Source organism: Sphingobacteriaceae bacterium (assembly GCA_002319075.1).
Lineage (GTDB): Bacteria > Bacteroidota > Bacteroidia > B-17B0 > Aurantibacillaceae > Aurantibacillus.
This window is the reverse complement of sequence record NVQB01000001.1, coordinates 5,544,633-5,560,861: the sequence shown is the minus strand read 5'-3', so window position 1 is coordinate 5,560,861 and position 16,229 is coordinate 5,544,633. Positions and strand designations below refer to the sequence as shown.

Here is a 16,229-nt window from a genome sequence, read left to right as displayed (position 1 = left end):
TATTACCGAGTTGAGAAATTTAGTACTCTTTATATCCGTTTTTATAGTCCTCGAAAGCTTTTCGCAAATAGGAGGTACCCGCACTTATCGTTTCCTCGATATTCCAATGACGGCCAGGGCTGCCGGTAATGGTGGTTCGGCCATGAGCATTTGGGGTGATGATATTAACCTCATAAACAGTAATCCTTCTTTGTTAAATCCTGCTATGACCAAGCAGGTGGCGTTTAATTACTGCAATTACGTGGGGGATATAAATTTCTACCAGGCCGCCTACGCCCATAGTCTTAAATCTTACGGCACCGGGGCTATAAGCCTGCAGACATACAATTACGGAAAGTTCCAGGGCTATGATGAGCTCGGGCAAAAAACAAACACTTTTAAAGCAAACGATAACCTCATTACTCTCAATTACGCCAAACCCATGGCAGATTCTATGTTTAACATTGGAATCGCATTGAAAACAATCATTTCTCAATACGATGTTTACCAGTCATTCGGTAATGCTATTGATTTTGGGGTGACCTACCACAATAGAAAGAACATGACAGTAAGCCTTTTGGTTAAAAACGTAGGCTTTATCTGGAAGAGTTATTCCAACAATGGGGTGAATGAAACTTTGCCTCAAAATGTTCAGTTAGGTTGGAGTAAAAAGGTGGCAAAAGCGCCTTTTCGCTTGTTTGTAGTTTATGATCAATTACTGAAATGGGATTTAAAATATATTAGTCCCGTAGATACAACTGGCAAATCCAGTTCGTTGAACCTGAGTGATAAAACAACAGATTCCACAGGTTTTCAACGCTTTAAAGTACGTGCAGGAAATGTGGGCGATAATTTTATGCGTCACCTGGTAATAGGAACAGAAATTTCTTTTGGAAAAAACTTTTATCTGCAGGTGGCTTATAATTACCGCCGTCAGAAAGAAATGACCTTACCGGAGCGCAGAGGCGCTAACGGTTTGAGTTTTGGTGTAGGGTTACGTATCAAACGTTTTGGTTTTTCTTATTCCTTTTCAAAAATGGCCTTCCCCGGCAATTCCAATATCCTGGGTTTAAACTTTGCCTGGTAACAGTCTTCTTTTTTGCATTAATTAGCCATAATCCACTTATCGGGCGAATGCTGCCAATTACTAATACGCTAAAGATTTTTATCTTTGGTAGAGTACTTTTAGGGTACTAAATATGTTAAAATTGCTCCGACATAGCTTGGTTCTCTTGCTCATTATGTGTTTTACCCAAAGAGCAAAGACACAATGTATGTATCCAGTCCCTTCACCTTCATACAACTGCGGCTCAGCAACGGGCGAATTAACGATTAGTATAATAGGAACCGGGATAGCGCCTCCGTACACCTTAACCTCCGTTGCTCTCGGTATTAATACAGTGGTTACCAATACATACGTAACATTTGCCAATCTTCCTGCGGCAGGATTTTATACCGTTAATATTTACAGCGCCGGAACTTGCACGTATGGATATGTACAGGGGAGTTTTCCTAATCCTACTGCTTCTATAAACATATCGCTCTCAACAAATAATGTGGATTGTTATGGAGGAACAAATGGTGGTGCATCAGCTACTTATCTGTATCCTACCGATACCCACCAGTGGTCTACAGGGGCAACAAGTTCTTCTATTGGAGGATTATCAGCCGGAGTATATTCCGTAGTTATGACCACCACGTCGGGATGCAGCGCAGGACGAAGTTTTACAATAAATCAGCCACCTCAAATAGATAGCCAGTTGAGCAGCACGCTTATTCCTTGCTATGGAGGCACAATCAATAGTGTCGTCACTACAACAGGTGGCGTAGCTCCTTATTCCTATACGGTTAATGGAAATCCTGTGTCCTCTTCGTCGGGAAGCATTGCTACTGGTATAGTAGCAGGAACACAAACCATAATCACCAAAGACAGTAAGGGCTGTTTACAAAGCAATGTTTTTACTCTTAGCCAGGCCGCACAGCAAATTATAACACCAACCATTACTCAGCCAAATTGCCCGGGAGACGCGAACGGCGCAATCTCCGTTATTGTAAATGGACCCGTAGCGGGTTATACTTATTCCTGGACGCCCGGTTCGGCTAGCGGATCCATTTTTCAAAACCTTGCTGCCGGAAACTACACGCTGGATGTTTTGGACCTGAGTAATTGTATAACACGGAGCGTGATTACCGTGCCTCCTGCACCAGCAATTGTCCCCGCTGCGACCATTACGAAAGAGAATTGCAGCGCTGCTGATGGTTCTTATACTTTAAACGCTACAGGTGGTATGGCCCCTTATACTTACACCACCTTGCCCGGTAATCTTCCGGGAAACACTGCCAGCGGGCTAACCACAGGAACTTATACAACCATTATTGAAGATGCAAAAGGCTGCATAGACTCCTCTTTGATTTATGTCGGCAACCTTAGCACCGTTAGCCTGCATATTCTAACGGTTACCCCGGTGCAATGTTACAACATGTGCAATGGAAGTGTTTTACTGAATACACAGAATGCTGTGCAGCCGGTAAGCTACAGTATAACGGGTTTGCCGGTAACCACAAACAGTGTGCTCTCTAATTTATGCGCTGGGTTTTACATGGTAAAAGCCTTAGATGCAAATGGTTGTCCTGCTTTTGATACGCTTAATTTTCCTCAGCCTGCCGCTTTTTCTTATTCAGCGGCGTCGCCTGCAGCTATTTGTATAGGAAGGTATGCGCAACTGAAAGCTTCCGCCGGTGGCGGAACCGGAGTTTTGAGTTACCTCTGGAATCCGGGTTCTTTGTCGGGGCAAACAGTAAATGTTGAACCTGTAGTTACAACAACTTATAGCTTGAATGTCTACGACTCAAAAGGGTGTACACTTGACCCGTATGCCGTGACAGTGAATGTAAACCCGAAATTAACTATAGATATCAGTAATTCAAACGCAGGCATTTGTCCGGGCACCACGGCGCAAATTACGCCCACGGTTACTGGTGGCGACGGCAACTATTCTTTTTTATGGCTTCCGGGAGAGTCTAAAGGCGCATCAATTTTTGTAGAGAATATTAAAATTCCCACTTATACGGTAGTAGTGAATGATGCCTGTGGAACCCCAACGGCCTATAAAGAAATTACTATCAAAATCCATCCTGTTATTCAACCGCTCTTTAAACAAGAAGGTAAAGGCGGTTGCACGCCTTATTGCACTAGCTTTATCAATATCACACCCGATTCGAAAAATGCCATCTGGAATTATGGCGATAAACCTTTTGAGCAAAGAGGCGATACAACGTTTTACTGCTACGAAAAAGCAGGTGATTTTAATTTACGTTTAAGCGTTACCGATGCAAATTCCTGCAAGGCTTCTTATACCTATACAAATGCTGTGCACGTGCTTGTTAAGCCCCAGGCAGGGTTTGTTACAGAGCCTGGCACTATAACGCTTAACGACGCAGAAAATGTGCAAATTAAAAATATAACCAGCAATGCATCTTCCTACAAATGGTATGTGGATGGTGTCTATTTTGGAACGACTGAAAATATCTCCTATTCGTTTAGAGATACAGGGTGTTATGATATTCGTTTGCTTACAGAAAATGCGAATGGTTGCAAAGACTCTACCATAAGAAGTATTTGTGTGTTTGAAGGGTTTAATTTTTATATGCCCAATGCTTTTACACCAAATAACGATGGAATCAACGATGTGTTTCTTCCTAAAGGTACAGGGTGGCTCTACGAAAATTATTCACTGAACATATATAACCGCTGGGGACATAAAATTTTTTCCACCACAGATGTTTACAAAGGCTGGGATGGAGGCATAGAACCAGATGCAGCAGTACCCGACGCTGTTCGAACAGATCCCAATGATATTTATAGCTGGCGGGTTGTAGTAACTGATAATCTTCAAAAAGAACATGTCCTGCGCGGCTTTGTGAATGTCCTTCGCTAAATAATTTTCTTTTTTACAGCCTATTTCATTCTGAATTAATATTTTTGAGAGGATGAATAGATTTTCTTACAGACTACTGAGTGTACCTTTATTTTTGTTCCTGGCCTCCTGCATGAGCCTGGGTTTAAACTTCAAACATAAAACACCAAAAAAACCGGCGCGTCTTCCAGATTTTACCCAAAAAGATTCCCTACTTGGATTTAATAATGCGAACAGAAGCTGCTTCGATGTGAAACACTATGATATTCATATCTCTATCGATACAGACAAAAAAAGTATTTCCGGTAAGGTCACTACACGTTTCGACTTAATTAAACCTTCTGATAAAATACAAATAGACCTTGATCCGCAATTCAAGATTGATTCTATAAAACAGGGCGCACAAAGACTTTCCTTCACACGCAAAGCCACTGCTATTACAATAACGCTGCCTTCTAAAGAGGTATCACAGCTTGTTACTGTTTATTACCAGGGAAAACCCGTCTCTGCAAAACGTCCACCCTGGGAAGGCGGTTTTGTTTGGAAAAAGGATAAGAATGGAAAGCCTTTTGTATCGGTAGCCTGCGAGGGGGCGGGGGCACAGACCTGGTTGCCTGTAAAAGCCTGGTTGGGTGATGAACCCGATAGCATGACGATGCACCTCAGTATTCCCAAAGAGCTTGTGGGCGTTTCAAATGGCAATTTAATTTCTGTAGAAGGAAAGGAAACTGTGAAAGTTTATACCTGGCAAACCTCTTACATGATAAATCCTTACAACATAACATTTTATGTGGGAGATTATAAACTTATGGAGCAACCCTACACTTGTATGGATGGTGAAAAAATGACCTTAAAATTTTATGCGCTTTCTGAAAATTTCACAAAAGCGGAAACGCATTTCTTACAGACGGAGAAGATTCTGAAAGTCTATGAAGCGTTATTCGGCAACTATCCCTGGACTAAAGATGGTTATAAGTTGGTGGAGAGTCCGTTTGCCGGCATGGAGCATCAAACGGCAATAGCTTACGGCAACGGGTATAAAAATGAAAGAAACGAGAGTTACGATTACATTATCCTTCATGAAACAGCTCACGAATGGTGGGGCAATGCTGTTTCTGTGGCAGATTTTTCTGATGTATGGATCCACGAAGGCATGGCCACTTATGCTGAAGCGCTGTACGTTGAAAAAACAAAAGGCTATGAGGCTTACTTAAATTATGTCAACTGGAATAGTATTACGGTGGCAAATAAAAAACCGGTTATTGGTCCTTCGGGAGTGTATTACTGGAACTACAAGGATGGAGATCCTTATGTAAAAGGAGCTGCCATGCTCCACACGCTTCGTAATCATTTGCAAAACGATACTTTATTCTTCGCCATTTTAAAAACATTTTTTAAAGAACAGTGTTACAAAACTACAAGTACCAAAGATTTTATAAACCTGGTAAATAAAATGAGTGCTAAAGACCAAACCTATTTCTTTGATCACTACCTCTATCACCGAAGTTCTCCTCTGCTTCTCTGGAATTTTGATTATGATTTTACTTTAGAAAAAGATCAGCTTATTTTTCAATTTGATCGCGTAAATCACGATTTTACCACACCCATAGAAGTAGAGCAGGGGTCACATAAATTTTTTATTTATCCTACTAACGAAATTCAGTTTTACACACTCCCTGAAGGAGTGACATCTCCTGTAAAGATGAATATGCGCGAAAGCTACCTGGAAGACGGATTTAAAAGGCTTGAAAAAATAAAGAGCAAGTAATTTGTTTACTTGCTCTTTTCTAAAAATCAATTACAGTTTTAAGCCATTTGCGCCACGGCCTGAATAATATCGTGTTTGGTAATGATATGCATGTTACCTCCCATGTCGCGTAATAAAACCGCATTGTTATCTTTTGTAATCAGTTTACTTACTTCTTCAATGGGCGCTTTTTCGCCAACAATAGGAAAAGCCGCCTGCATAAGGTATTTCACAGACTTGTTTTTCACTTCACTGTCTTCGATCAAACGTGTAAATAAATAACTTTCGTTTAACGACCCCACATAGTGACCTTTTTCGGTTACCGGAATTTGTGAGATATCATATTTGTTTAGTATGGCCAAAGCATCACTTACAGTCGCTTCAACGTCCACGGTCAATAATTTTTGGTTCTTGTGATTAGCAACAAGGTCAATGGCTTTTGGTTTACTCATCTCTAAGAAATGACGTTCGCGCATCCAGTCATCGTTAAACATTTTTCCTAAATAACGGGTGCCATGATCGTGAAAAATAACAACTACCACATCGCCTTTTTTAAACATGCCTTTCATTTGTAAAAGTCCTGCCATAGCCGATCCTGCGCTGTTTCCAGCAAAGATGCCTTCTTCACGGGGAATACGGCGCGTCATTACTGCCGCATCTTTATCGGTAACTTTTTCAAAATGATCGATCACATTAAAATCCACATTAGCTGGCAAAAAGTCTTCTCCAATGCCTTCTGTGATGTAAGAGTAAATTTCATTTTTATCGAAGATGCCGGTCTCTTTGTATTTTTTAAATACTGAACCGTAGGTATCAATTCCTAATATTTTAATATTCGGATTTTTTTCTTTTAGATATTTTCCTGTTCCGCAAATAGTTCCACCGGTTCCAACTCCTACAACCAGGTGAGTGATTTTGCCGTCTGTTTGATCCCAGATCTCTGGCCCTGTTTGTTCGTAGTGCGCCTGGCTATTGCTTAAATTGTCGTATTGATTAGGTTTCCAGGCATTCGGAATTTCTTGTACCAGACGTGAAGAAACAGAATAATACGAACGCGGATCTTCAGGTTCAACGTCAGTAGGACAAACAATGACTTCGGCACCGAAAGCACGCAAAGCATCTACTTTCTCTTTACTTTGTTTATCTGTAGTTGTAAAAATACATTTGTAGCCTTTAATAACAGCGGCAATGGCAAGACCCATCCCTGTGTTTCCACTCGTGCCTTCAATAATAGTTCCGCCTGGTTTTAAGCGGCCATCCAACTCGGCATCTTCTACCATTTTAAGTGCCATACGGTCTTTAATGGAATTTCCCGGGTTAAAAGTTTCCACTTTAGCGTAAACATCGCAGGGAAGATCTTTTGTGATTTTATTGAGTTTCACCATCGGGGTATTCCCAATAGTTTCAAGTATTGTCTTGCAAATTTTCATAGTCGTGTAAATGTTAAAGATAAGGGCTTTGGCTGGCTTGAAATAGTTATTTTTTACAAAGAAATATTTTACTTTTTAACATTTATAATGCCCTCGTGGCCGCCTTCAACGTGATCAAAGAAATAAGAGCTTTACTTGCTCAACTCCCCGCGGAGATCTGCCTGCAGCATCTTCTTTAGTTGAGCAGGTTTTAATTTTTGACCCAGTAAAAACATAAGTTTGGTAACCGCACTTTCAAAAGTAAGGTCTGAACCTCCAATCACCCCTAGTTTTTTAAGTTGTGAACTGGTCTCGTACATCCCCTGTATAACGCGCCCTTCGCTGCACTGGGTAATGTTTAAGATGATGATGCCTCGGGCAATGGCTTTCTCTAACTCTTCTACAAACCAGTCTTGCGTGGTAGCATTACCTGCTCCAAATGTCTCTAAAATAATAGCCTTAATGCCTTTTGTATTTAATATAGCCGAGGTTATTTTTTTACTGATACCCGGAAATAATTTTAGTACCGCAATATCATTATCTAAAGTTGTGTGAATTTTTAAGGGCTTCGACGCTGATTTTAAGAGCGCTGGTTTGTTATAGCTGATAGTTACACCGGCCTCGGCAAGGGCAGGATAATTGGGCGATTTAAAAGCGTCAAAATGCGCGCTGTTATATTTGAATGTCCTGTTACCACGGTAAAGTTTGTATTCAAAATACACGCACACTTCTGTTACAATAGATTTTCCTTTTTCTTTGGTTCCCGCAATCTCAATGGCAGTTATCAGGTTTTCTTTACCATCTGTTCTTATAATGCCGATTGGTAATTGTGAACCAGTGAGCACTACAGGTTTATTCAGATTTTCGAGCATAAAGCTCAGCGCGCTGGCCGTAAAACTCATGGTATCGCTGCCATGCAACACTACAAAGCCATCGTATTTGCTGTAATTTTTTTCAATGATTTTTGCCAGCTCTATCCATACTTCCGGGTGCATATTCGAAGAGTCAATCGGATTTTTAAAGGAGATAGAAGAAAGGTCAATATCGAACTTTGTGAGTTCTGGAATTTGTTCGGTGAGCGACTTAAAATCAAAAGGCTTTAGTTCTCCTGTTCTGGCATCCTGCATCATACCTATAGTTCCACCGGTATAAATTAAAAGTACAGATGATTTTTTAGCCATAATTTTTGATTTTTAGATTGCTTTTAAAGCAAGATGCAAGACAATTTGTCTTGCATCTCCATTATAATTTTTTGTTTTCTGATTAGAAAGGAAGATCGTCGTTATCTCCCGGATTGCTTGTAAATACTGGTGCAGAGGAGTTGGTTCCCATACTTGTATTCGAGCCTTGATTTGTGTTTTGAGTAGATTGTGACGCTGTATTGCTTCCTGATACACGTTCAATTCTCCATGCTTCAAGCGTGTTAAAGTATTTAATCCCTTGTGGACCATTCCATTCGCGGCCACGTAAGTTAAACTGCACTTTTATTTCTTCTCCATCGTTAAATTGATCTAAGATCGTGCATTTATCTTGTGTTACCTGAAAACTAACGTGTTGAGGGTAAGGTGTGTTAGCTTCAGTAGTTAATACAAATTCGCGTTTTTGAAAACGATCGCTTACTTTCTGCGTTTCGAATTTCGTTTTTAGTGTTCCGATTACTTCCATGATATATTTATTTTATTGTTTACGCTATAAGGGTCAACTTTGTTGACATGACTAATTTAAAGAAATTTCTCAATTAACAAATCGGGAAATTATCAAATTAAAGTAACACCATCCAGGCTTCTTTCACCTTGTGGGCTTCCAGTAATGTTTTTGCAAACAGATGCTGCTCTTCGGTAGTGGAAAATGAGCTTATGGTTTTTTTAAATTCTGCAATTTCTTCTGCACCTGGTAATTCCTCCACACTTCCCAAAAGTCCAAGATTATTTCCACTTAACACAGTGCTGTTACGAATGGCAAATGGAATCTGATCTAAGCCAATTCCAATAGTTGTAATAGGCTTCTTTACTTCAAATAATGCATCTCCGCTGGCTCTGCAATACCAATTGTCGCCCATACGGGCTACGAGGTCAATCTTGCGGGTATCTATCTGGTTGTCGTCATTAAGAACAGAGTCTTCAATATGAATTCTTATAATTTCGCAGATAACAAGGTTACCGGCACCTCCTGCTTTTCCAAGTTCTTTTATCTCCACCACCTTACACTCCAGTTGAACCGGACTCTCTTTCACACGAAAAGGTTTAATCAGGTCAGATGCAAGTGGGGTAAATCCTGCTTTGATAAATTCATTCACACCCTTTGCAAAAGGACTGCTGGCCAGGCTGGTCTGCTGAACCATATTATAAGTTACCACATTAATTACTACTTCAGGCACTTCAAGAATATTCAACAAAGTGTCTTTGGCAGCGCCTGTACGTCCGCTGTAAGCCGGCGAAAAAACTGCAATGGGGGGATTGGATGAGAAAATATTAAAGAAGCTAAAAGGAGCCAGGTTGGGTTCACCGTCTTTGTTCACAGTGCTTGCGAAGCAAATAGGACGTGGAGCTACCGCGTTTTGCAGGTATTTTTGCAAAACAGGAATGGCTAATTCTTTAGGATTTAGTGTTAACATAAGCCTTCAAAATTACAAAAAAGCCAAGAATCTGAAAGTGATTTTGAGAATTATTAGGAAATGAATTTTCGCTAAAAGCGAATCTGCAACTTAACGTTTACCTGGCGGTTAGTAAGGTAATTAGGAACCGCATACTGGTTGCCTGTTACATCGGTGATCCAGGTGTACGACACCGTATTTTGAATCTGAAGCAAATTGAGCACTTCTAAAAAGATCCACATCTCTTTCAGATTATTAAAGTAGTTTTTACGTTTCATTTCGCGATCCGCCTTCAATACATTATAAGCCAATCCTGCATCGGCACGACGGTAAGGTGGCATACGCCGTGTTTGCTGCCAGCGTAAATGTGTGGGAGGTCCTGTAGGCAGACCACTTCCAAATTGAAGATTGAGGTTAAACTTGATAGAAGGATACCGCGGCAAATTATCCTGGAAAAATAATCCAAAAGTAATAAGCTGATCAGTGGGACGGGGGATATAACCCGGATCAACTCTCTGACTATCCGCACGCACCTGGTCAAAAGTAGAACCTCTTATGATTTTCTCACCATCTTTGTTATAATAAACATAGTGAATGTTGTCTTTTGAATATTCGTAAGTTCTTAAAACACCAATGGTAGCCCAACTTTCAACCCCCTTCACAAATTCACCGTTAATCCTTACATCGGCTCCGGTTGCATACCCTTTGGTATTGTTGTTCGCGAAATAACGGATCCTTACATTGTCAATTTCATAAGGAACAATAGCGTTAAGTTGTTTAAAATAAGCAGACATCATTAATTTAAAAGGGCGGTTCCACATGCGGAAGACGTAATCACTCGTAAACACGGCATGGATTGACCGTTGTGCTTTTACATTTTTATTAATTGTGCCGTCTATATTTCTGAGTTCACGGTAAAACGGGGGTTGATAATAAAATCCGCCGCTGAGCTTAAACAGCCAATCGCGCTTCCAGTCTGGTTTTAGTGCAAAGCTTACACGCGGTGAAAAAACCGTTTGATTATTTACCGTCCAGTGATTGGCACGAACGCCTCCGCTGGCCCTAAAAACAGCCCCTCCTTTTAAAGTAGAAGAATGATTGAACTGAAGATAGGCTTGTGATCTCCAACTGGGAAGCGTAATAGTGGTTTTGTAAACATCGGTAAGATTTATTTCGGTTGGACTGTAAGGCACATTAAACCCGGCAGAATCTACCGTGCGCCACTCTCCCAGTTTATCCTCAATTTTTTCAAATTGTTCGCGTACTCCCCATAATAACTCATTGTTGCTATTAATAGTGCGCGTGCCCTTGTGTTCAAGGTTGTAAACATTCGCCGTCAGATAATTTCTGCCATTGTTTAAAAACGTACCAACACCACGGTTAAATGCCACCTGACCAAAGTTTGGTTTACCAAGATCAGCTTCTAACTGGTCAATATAATACTGCCCCTGAATGGTGTAAACTTCCTGCTCATTAGCTCTGTAAGCCGAGGCAATGAGCTTTAATTTTGTTAATGTATTGGGGCGGAATGTTGCAGAGAGTCCTCCCATGTAAGTAGAATACTGCATCAATTCCTGTCCGTCGAAATACATGGTAACACGAATGGCTTCACTCACGGTTCCGAAATCGGTTTGACGATTTACAGGCTTTACCAGATATTTATTGTTCGCAATGTTGCCCAGAAATTCAATCCTTAATTTAGGATTCACATCAAAGGTCAGGAAGCTTTGTACATCCATAGCACTTGGCCTGTAGCCGCCCGTGGTATTTAACTTTGTGTCAAGGCTTTGTAATAAATAGCTGTTGGTACGGTACCTTGCACCTACGTTCCAGGCAACGAGGCGATTTTTTGAGATGCCTTCCAACTGCACATTTCCTCCTAAAAAACTACCTGAGGCATTTCCTGCAAATTTTAAAGGCTTGCGATAAGTAATATCCAAAACGCTACTGAGTTTATCTCCATACTTTGCATCAAATCCTCCCGCAGAAAAATTAATGTTGGACACCATATTCGGATTCGCGAAACTTAAACCTTCTTGTTGCCCACTGCGAACAAGAAAAGGACGGTACACTTCAATGTCGTTTACGTAAACCAGGTTTTCATCGAAGTTACCGCCACGCACACTGTAACCGCTGCTTAGCTCGTTGTTACTGCTCACCCCTGCCTGGGTTTTAATCATACTTTCAACATCGTCGCGACCAGGAATGGCAGATATAATTTGAGGATTTAGTCGCACAACTTCTTCATAGCGCGCCCCGGAAGTAATTTCAACGGTTGTAAAAGTGTTTTTAAAATTCAGTGTGGGTGAATAACTAATGTTTTCACCGGCTTTAGCTATAACAGTGTGAGTGCGCTGCTCGTAGCTGATATTTATAAATACCAGTGTGATTAATTTTCCTGCCTCAATCTCAAGCGAATAAAGTCCGGTTTCATCACTAGTAGTCGAAATTTTCGGGTTCTCTTTTACACCTACTACTACGCCCGTAATAGCCTCGTTATCCGTACCTCTCACAATTCCGGATATAGTAGCCGTTTGTGCCTTCGCCAGCGAAACAAAACAAATAAAAATAAAGAGGATATGTGGTCTAAGTGCTTTCAGAAATTTATTAAGATAACGAATATAGGGAGATATTATTATTTAGGGAAGCATTTATTTTACCCGTCCTGTATTGTGAAGCAACGTATGGTTGTAAGCCTGAATAAAAGCTCTGAAATCAACAGTTGCCGCTGAATCAAGAGCAGGTAGCTTGTTTAAAAGTTGTTGCGACAGTGTACTGTCATGTTTGTAATAATACACCTGAAACAGGTCTGGAACTTTAAAACAATAAAGGGCCGAGTCCTTGTAGAGATGATGAGTAGCATTTGCATAAAAATAATCGTTCCCATGTTTTTTCTCAGCAAAAGATTCACCAAAACTAAAGAAGGGTTTATTGTATCCCAGCAGATGCAATGCGCTTGGTAATATATCTACCTGTGAAAAAACCTCTTTGTGAATTCCAGTTAAAGAATTATCGGGTTTAAAAAATAAAATAGGGATGGTTTGGTTACCCACAACATTGCTGTAAAAGGGATCATCCGAAAGACTCCCATGATCTGCTGTTAATACAAAAAGGGTATTTTTGTACCAGCTGGTTTTTTGTGCGGCACTAAAAAATTTACGCAGGGCATAGTCTGCATACCCAACAGATTCTGAGTTTTCAAGATCTCCTTTAGGAAATTTATTTTTGTACTGAACCGGTATCATGTAGGGATGGTGTGAGCTTAAAGTGAAAATAGAGCTGTGAAAAGGTTGTTTGAATTCACTCATTTTTCTTACAGAGTACTGTAAAAAGGGTTCATCCCATATTCCCCAGAAATTATCAAAGTCATCGTCATTACCATACTCGTTTCTTCCGTAGTAAGCCTGGTAGCCCGCTAAAGAAGCCCAGGCATCAAAATTCATTGTACCATTAATGCCGCCGTGAAAAAAAGCAGTCTGGTAGCCTTCCGCTCCCAATACTGTTGCCAGCGAGGTTTGGTCATTTAAAGAATAAAGCGAATTAATAAAAGGATTTTCCATTAACGATGGCATGCTTGATAAGATAGCAGGAATACCTTCAATAGACTTTGATCCATTTGAAAAAGCATTGCTGCAAACCAGCGATTTGTCCATTAAACTATCTAAAAAAGGCGTATAACTGTGGCGTCCGAGCTTTGTATATTCTTTAGCAAAACTTTCAAGAATAAGAATGACCACATTTTGTTTCTTAAAAACAGAATCTTTGTATTCATGAATAGGATTGTATTTTGCTTTTAATTCGGCTTCTGTATAAAAAATGTATTCTTCTACAGCTTTATCTTCCATCGATTTTATAATGGTGAAAGGGGTATTCAAAACAATGGGAACTTCTTCAGAATTGGTCGCTGCGCCTGCATCTACAATGGTTATAGGAACTCTTTGCAAACCTCCACGCGCGGCAATTACGGCTAAGGTGGTACTGCCTAAAAAAACAAGAAAAATTACAAGCCATTGTCCAATATGGGAAAACGTGTACTTCTTTTCTGAAAAAACTTCTATGCGTTTGTAAAGCCAATTAAGGAGTAGAATCAGCACTATGAAAAACAAAAGCACATACCAGAAATCTTTCAGAAATTGGGGAATCAGGTTCATCACGTCACTCTGACCACCCACCTGTTTCAGAAGATCAGCGCTTGAACGCTTACGGATGTAAGGAAAATAACCTATATCGATACAGTTAACAGCAATAAAAATGGTATTGAAAATAACAAAAACGTATTTGAGCAGTTTCTGGTAAGCCTTATTCCAAAAGATATTTAAAGGAAGAAGGGAGAGTAAGATAAACAGGCTGTTGGATATAACTATACTAAAGGAGTCTGTACGCAATCCATAAAAACAATCTTTGGCAATGTCCCAAAATCCGGCACTGCGGAAATAACTCATGTTGGCGAAATAAAAAAGCAGGCGGCAAATAAAATATGCCAGGTAACAAATCAATAAACGCTTTATGAGCAGAAGTACTTGGTTTAAATAGGTGGAAATCACTTCAGTTTTATTTTCTTGTTAGTTGGACCCTGCTTTTCAGGAAATTAAATCGCGATTATTTCTGAAAATTACTGAAATTAGCGAAGTTTTGAGCGCAAATATAAAAGAAGATATTCATAGCCTGTTAAAAAAGTACTGGGGATTTGACAGTTTCCGGCCTTTGCAGGAGGATATTATTCTTTCTGTTCTAAATAAACACGACACGCTGGCACTGCTTCCTACAGGGGGTGGAAAATCCTTGTGTTTCCAGGTACCAGGACTAGTGCTCGGTGGAACCACCCTGGTAATTTCCCCATTGATTGCTCTGATGAACGACCAGGTGCAAAATCTTCAAAAACGGGGTATTTCAGCGGTTGCAATAAGTGCCGCCATGAATTTTAAAGAGATAGATGTTGCCCTGAATAACGCGGCAAGGGGGCATGTTCAGTTTATTTATATTTCTCCCGAACGTTTGCAGAATGAAACTTTCGTTCAGAAAATTTCCTATTTACCAATTACACTGGTTGCCGTAGATGAGGCGCACTGCATCTCTCAGTGGGGTTACGATTTTCGTCCCAGTTATCTTAACATTTCCGTGCTGCGCACTTACTTTCCAGACGTTAAAATCATTGCCCTTACCGCTAGTGCCACCAAACACGTGGTAGAGGATATTCAGAAACAACTCGAGTTTAAAGATCAAGCTGTTTTTCGGCAATCATTCGTTCGCAAAAATCTGCGCTACGTTGTGCAACTCGAAGAAGATAAAATTAACCGGCTCTTTAAGCTAATAAATAACATTGGTGGATCAGGTTTGGTTTACGTGCGTAACCGGAAGAAGACGGTAGAGCTGGCTGGTTTTTTAAAACGCAATAAGATTTCCGCTATGGCTTACCATGCCGGACTAAAATACGAGGAACGCCAAAATGTTCAGCAGCAGTGGATCGATAATAAAGTACAGGTTATTTGCGCTACCAATGCTTTCGGCATGGGCATCGATAAGCCGGATGTGCGTTTCGTAGTGCATCTCGATCTGCCCGAAAGCCTCGAAGCTTACTTTCAGGAAGCGGGCAGGGGAGGCCGTGATGGAAAGATTGCTTATTCTACTATTTTTTTCACCAAAGCCGATCAGCAAAAATTACTCGATAATTTTCAATTCGCTTTTCCTGAACTGGATTTTATCAGAACTACCTACCAGGCTATTTGCAATTATTTTCAGGTGGCTATTGGCGCGGGGCAAGGAACCAGCGTGGAATTTGATATTGATAAAATATGCAAGAGCTATAATCTCTCTCCGATTTTAGTTTACAACAGCATAAAGTTTTTAGAGAAAGAAAATTATGTTTCCTTCCTTGACGGAGGTTTCGAGCCTTCTAAGGTATTGTTTACAGCTAACAAAGAAGATATTTACCATTTCGAATTACTCTATCCAAAATTTGAACCCCTTGTAAAAACCTTGCTGCGAAGTTATGGCGGCCTTTTTGAAAATTACGTACACATCAACGAAAAAGACCTGGCTTATCGCGTAAAGATTAGCGCTGCAACCATCGCAGAACATTTGGCTTATTTAGATAAGCAGGAAATTATTTCTTACGTTCCCCAATCTTCTTTGCCTAAACTCGTTTTTATGCAGGATCGGATAACTACTAAATTTTTGGAATTTAATCCGGAGAACTACCATAAGCTAAAAGAAAATTACCGCTCAAAAATCAGTTCAGTTATCGATTATACTAACAATGATCAGCTTTGCAGGCAAGTACAGTTGCTCATGTATTTTAATGAATTTAATTACAGCGATTGTGGACATTGCGATGTGTGTATCTCAAAACGTCCGAAAGACTACGAAACTGTAAAAAATAAAATCCTCACCATTCTGCAAACTTCTCAGCATTCGCTGGAAGATCTGAAAGAAAAAATGAAAAGCAATAACAGTGAAACCTGGATCAAAGCTTTTAACGAGCTTATTGACGACGGTGTAATTTTAGTGGATGAAGACATTTACTATCTTGGAAGGTAACAGGCGCTAATTTATAAGCTTCTTTCTTTCTAAAATTAATTAACTAT

The 16,229-nt window shown here is 40.2% G+C and carries 10 protein-coding genes; 4 read left to right on the top strand and 6 right to left on the bottom strand.

Going from position 1 to position 16,229, the window contains the following annotated elements; all coding sequences use genetic code 11:
* Positions 1 to 106: 106 nt before the first annotated feature.
* The 3 genes from CNR22_24035 to CNR22_24025 all read left to right on the top strand — a co-directional run bounded on the left by CNR22_24035 (position 107) and on the right by CNR22_24025 (position 5,664).
* Positions 107 to 1,066, top strand: coding sequence for a hypothetical protein (locus CNR22_24035; protein ID PBQ34714.1), 960 nt, complete (start codon positions 107 to 109; stop codon positions 1,064 to 1,066).
* A 112-nt stretch (positions 1,067 to 1,178) separates the two neighbouring features.
* Positions 1,179 to 3,917, top strand: coding sequence for a hypothetical protein (locus tag CNR22_24030; GenBank protein PBQ34713.1), 2,739 nt, complete (start codon positions 1,179 to 1,181; stop codon positions 3,915 to 3,917).
* Between the two features lie 52 nt (positions 3,918 to 3,969).
* Entirely contained in the window at positions 3,970 to 5,664 is a 1,695-nt protein-coding gene (locus CNR22_24025; protein PBQ34712.1) for a hypothetical protein, read from the top strand.
* 38 nt (positions 5,665 to 5,702) lie between these two features.
* On the opposite strand, the gene CNR22_24020 is transcribed toward CNR22_24025, so the two are convergent.
* From CNR22_24020 to CNR22_23995, 6 genes are all read right to left on the bottom strand, one after another.
* Complete coding sequence (locus CNR22_24020) at positions 5,703 to 7,073, bottom strand: cystathionine beta-synthase (GenBank protein PBQ34711.1); 1,371 nt, start codon at positions 7,071 to 7,073, stop codon at positions 5,703 to 5,705.
* Between the two features lie 131 nt (positions 7,074 to 7,204).
* Entirely contained in the window at positions 7,205 to 8,233 is a 1,029-nt protein-coding gene (locus CNR22_24015; protein PBQ34710.1) for an L-asparaginase 1, read from the bottom strand.
* Between the two features lie 82 nt (positions 8,234 to 8,315).
* Positions 8,316 to 8,717 carry a hypothetical protein gene (locus CNR22_24010; GenBank protein PBQ34709.1) on the bottom strand — a complete coding sequence of 134 codons (402 nt, stop codon included), beginning with the start codon at positions 8,715 to 8,717 and terminating at the stop codon, positions 8,316 to 8,318.
* Positions 8,718 to 8,814: 97 nt separating this feature from the next.
* Positions 8,815 to 9,666 carry a flavin reductase gene (locus CNR22_24005; protein ID PBQ34708.1) on the bottom strand — a complete coding sequence of 284 codons (852 nt, stop codon included), beginning with the start codon at positions 9,664 to 9,666 and terminating at the stop codon, positions 8,815 to 8,817.
* A gap of 71 nt (positions 9,667 to 9,737) precedes the next feature.
* The gene (locus CNR22_24000; GenBank protein ID PBQ34707.1) at positions 9,738 to 12,158 is read right to left on the bottom strand and encodes a TonB-dependent receptor; all 2,421 of its coding nucleotides are present in this window, start codon (positions 12,156 to 12,158) and stop codon (positions 9,738 to 9,740) included.
* Between the two features lie 138 nt (positions 12,159 to 12,296).
* Complete coding sequence (locus CNR22_23995) at positions 12,297 to 14,087, bottom strand: sulfatase (GenBank protein ID PBQ34706.1); 1,791 nt, start codon at positions 14,085 to 14,087, stop codon at positions 12,297 to 12,299.
* Between the two features lie 124 nt (positions 14,088 to 14,211).
* On the opposite strand from CNR22_23995, the gene CNR22_23990 reads away from it, so the two are divergent.
* Complete coding sequence (locus CNR22_23990; GenBank protein ID PBQ34705.1) at positions 14,212 to 16,182, top strand: recombinase RecQ; 1,971 nt, start codon at positions 14,212 to 14,214, stop codon at positions 16,180 to 16,182.
* Positions 16,183 to 16,229 lie beyond the last annotated feature (47 nt).

What these genes read in the sequence shown, in the direction of transcription:
- CNR22_24010 (PBQ34709.1), bottom strand. Translation starts at nt 8,717, where the DNA reads ATGGAAGTAATCGGAACACTAAAAACGAAATTCGAAACGCAGAAAGTA.
- CNR22_24015 (PBQ34710.1), bottom strand. Translation starts at nt 8,233, where the DNA reads ATGGCTAAAAAATCATCTGTACTTTTAATTTATACCGGTGGAACTATA.
- CNR22_24005 (PBQ34708.1), bottom strand. Translation starts at nt 9,666, where the DNA reads ATGTTAACACTAAATCCTAAAGAATTAGCCATTCCTGTTTTGCAAAAA.
- CNR22_24030 (PBQ34713.1), top strand. Translation starts at nt 1,179, where the DNA reads ATGTTAAAATTGCTCCGACATAGCTTGGTTCTCTTGCTCATTATGTGT.
- CNR22_23995 (PBQ34706.1), bottom strand. Translation starts at nt 14,087, where the DNA reads ATGAGTTATTTCCGCAGTGCCGGATTTTGGGACATTGCCAAAGATTGT.
- CNR22_24035 (PBQ34714.1), top strand. Translation starts at nt 107, where the DNA reads ATGACGGCCAGGGCTGCCGGTAATGGTGGTTCGGCCATGAGCATTTGG.
- CNR22_24020 (PBQ34711.1), bottom strand. Translation starts at nt 7,073, where the DNA reads ATGAAAATTTGCAAGACAATACTTGAAACTATTGGGAATACCCCGATG.
- CNR22_24025 (PBQ34712.1), top strand. Translation starts at nt 3,970, where the DNA reads ATGAATAGATTTTCTTACAGACTACTGAGTGTACCTTTATTTTTGTTC.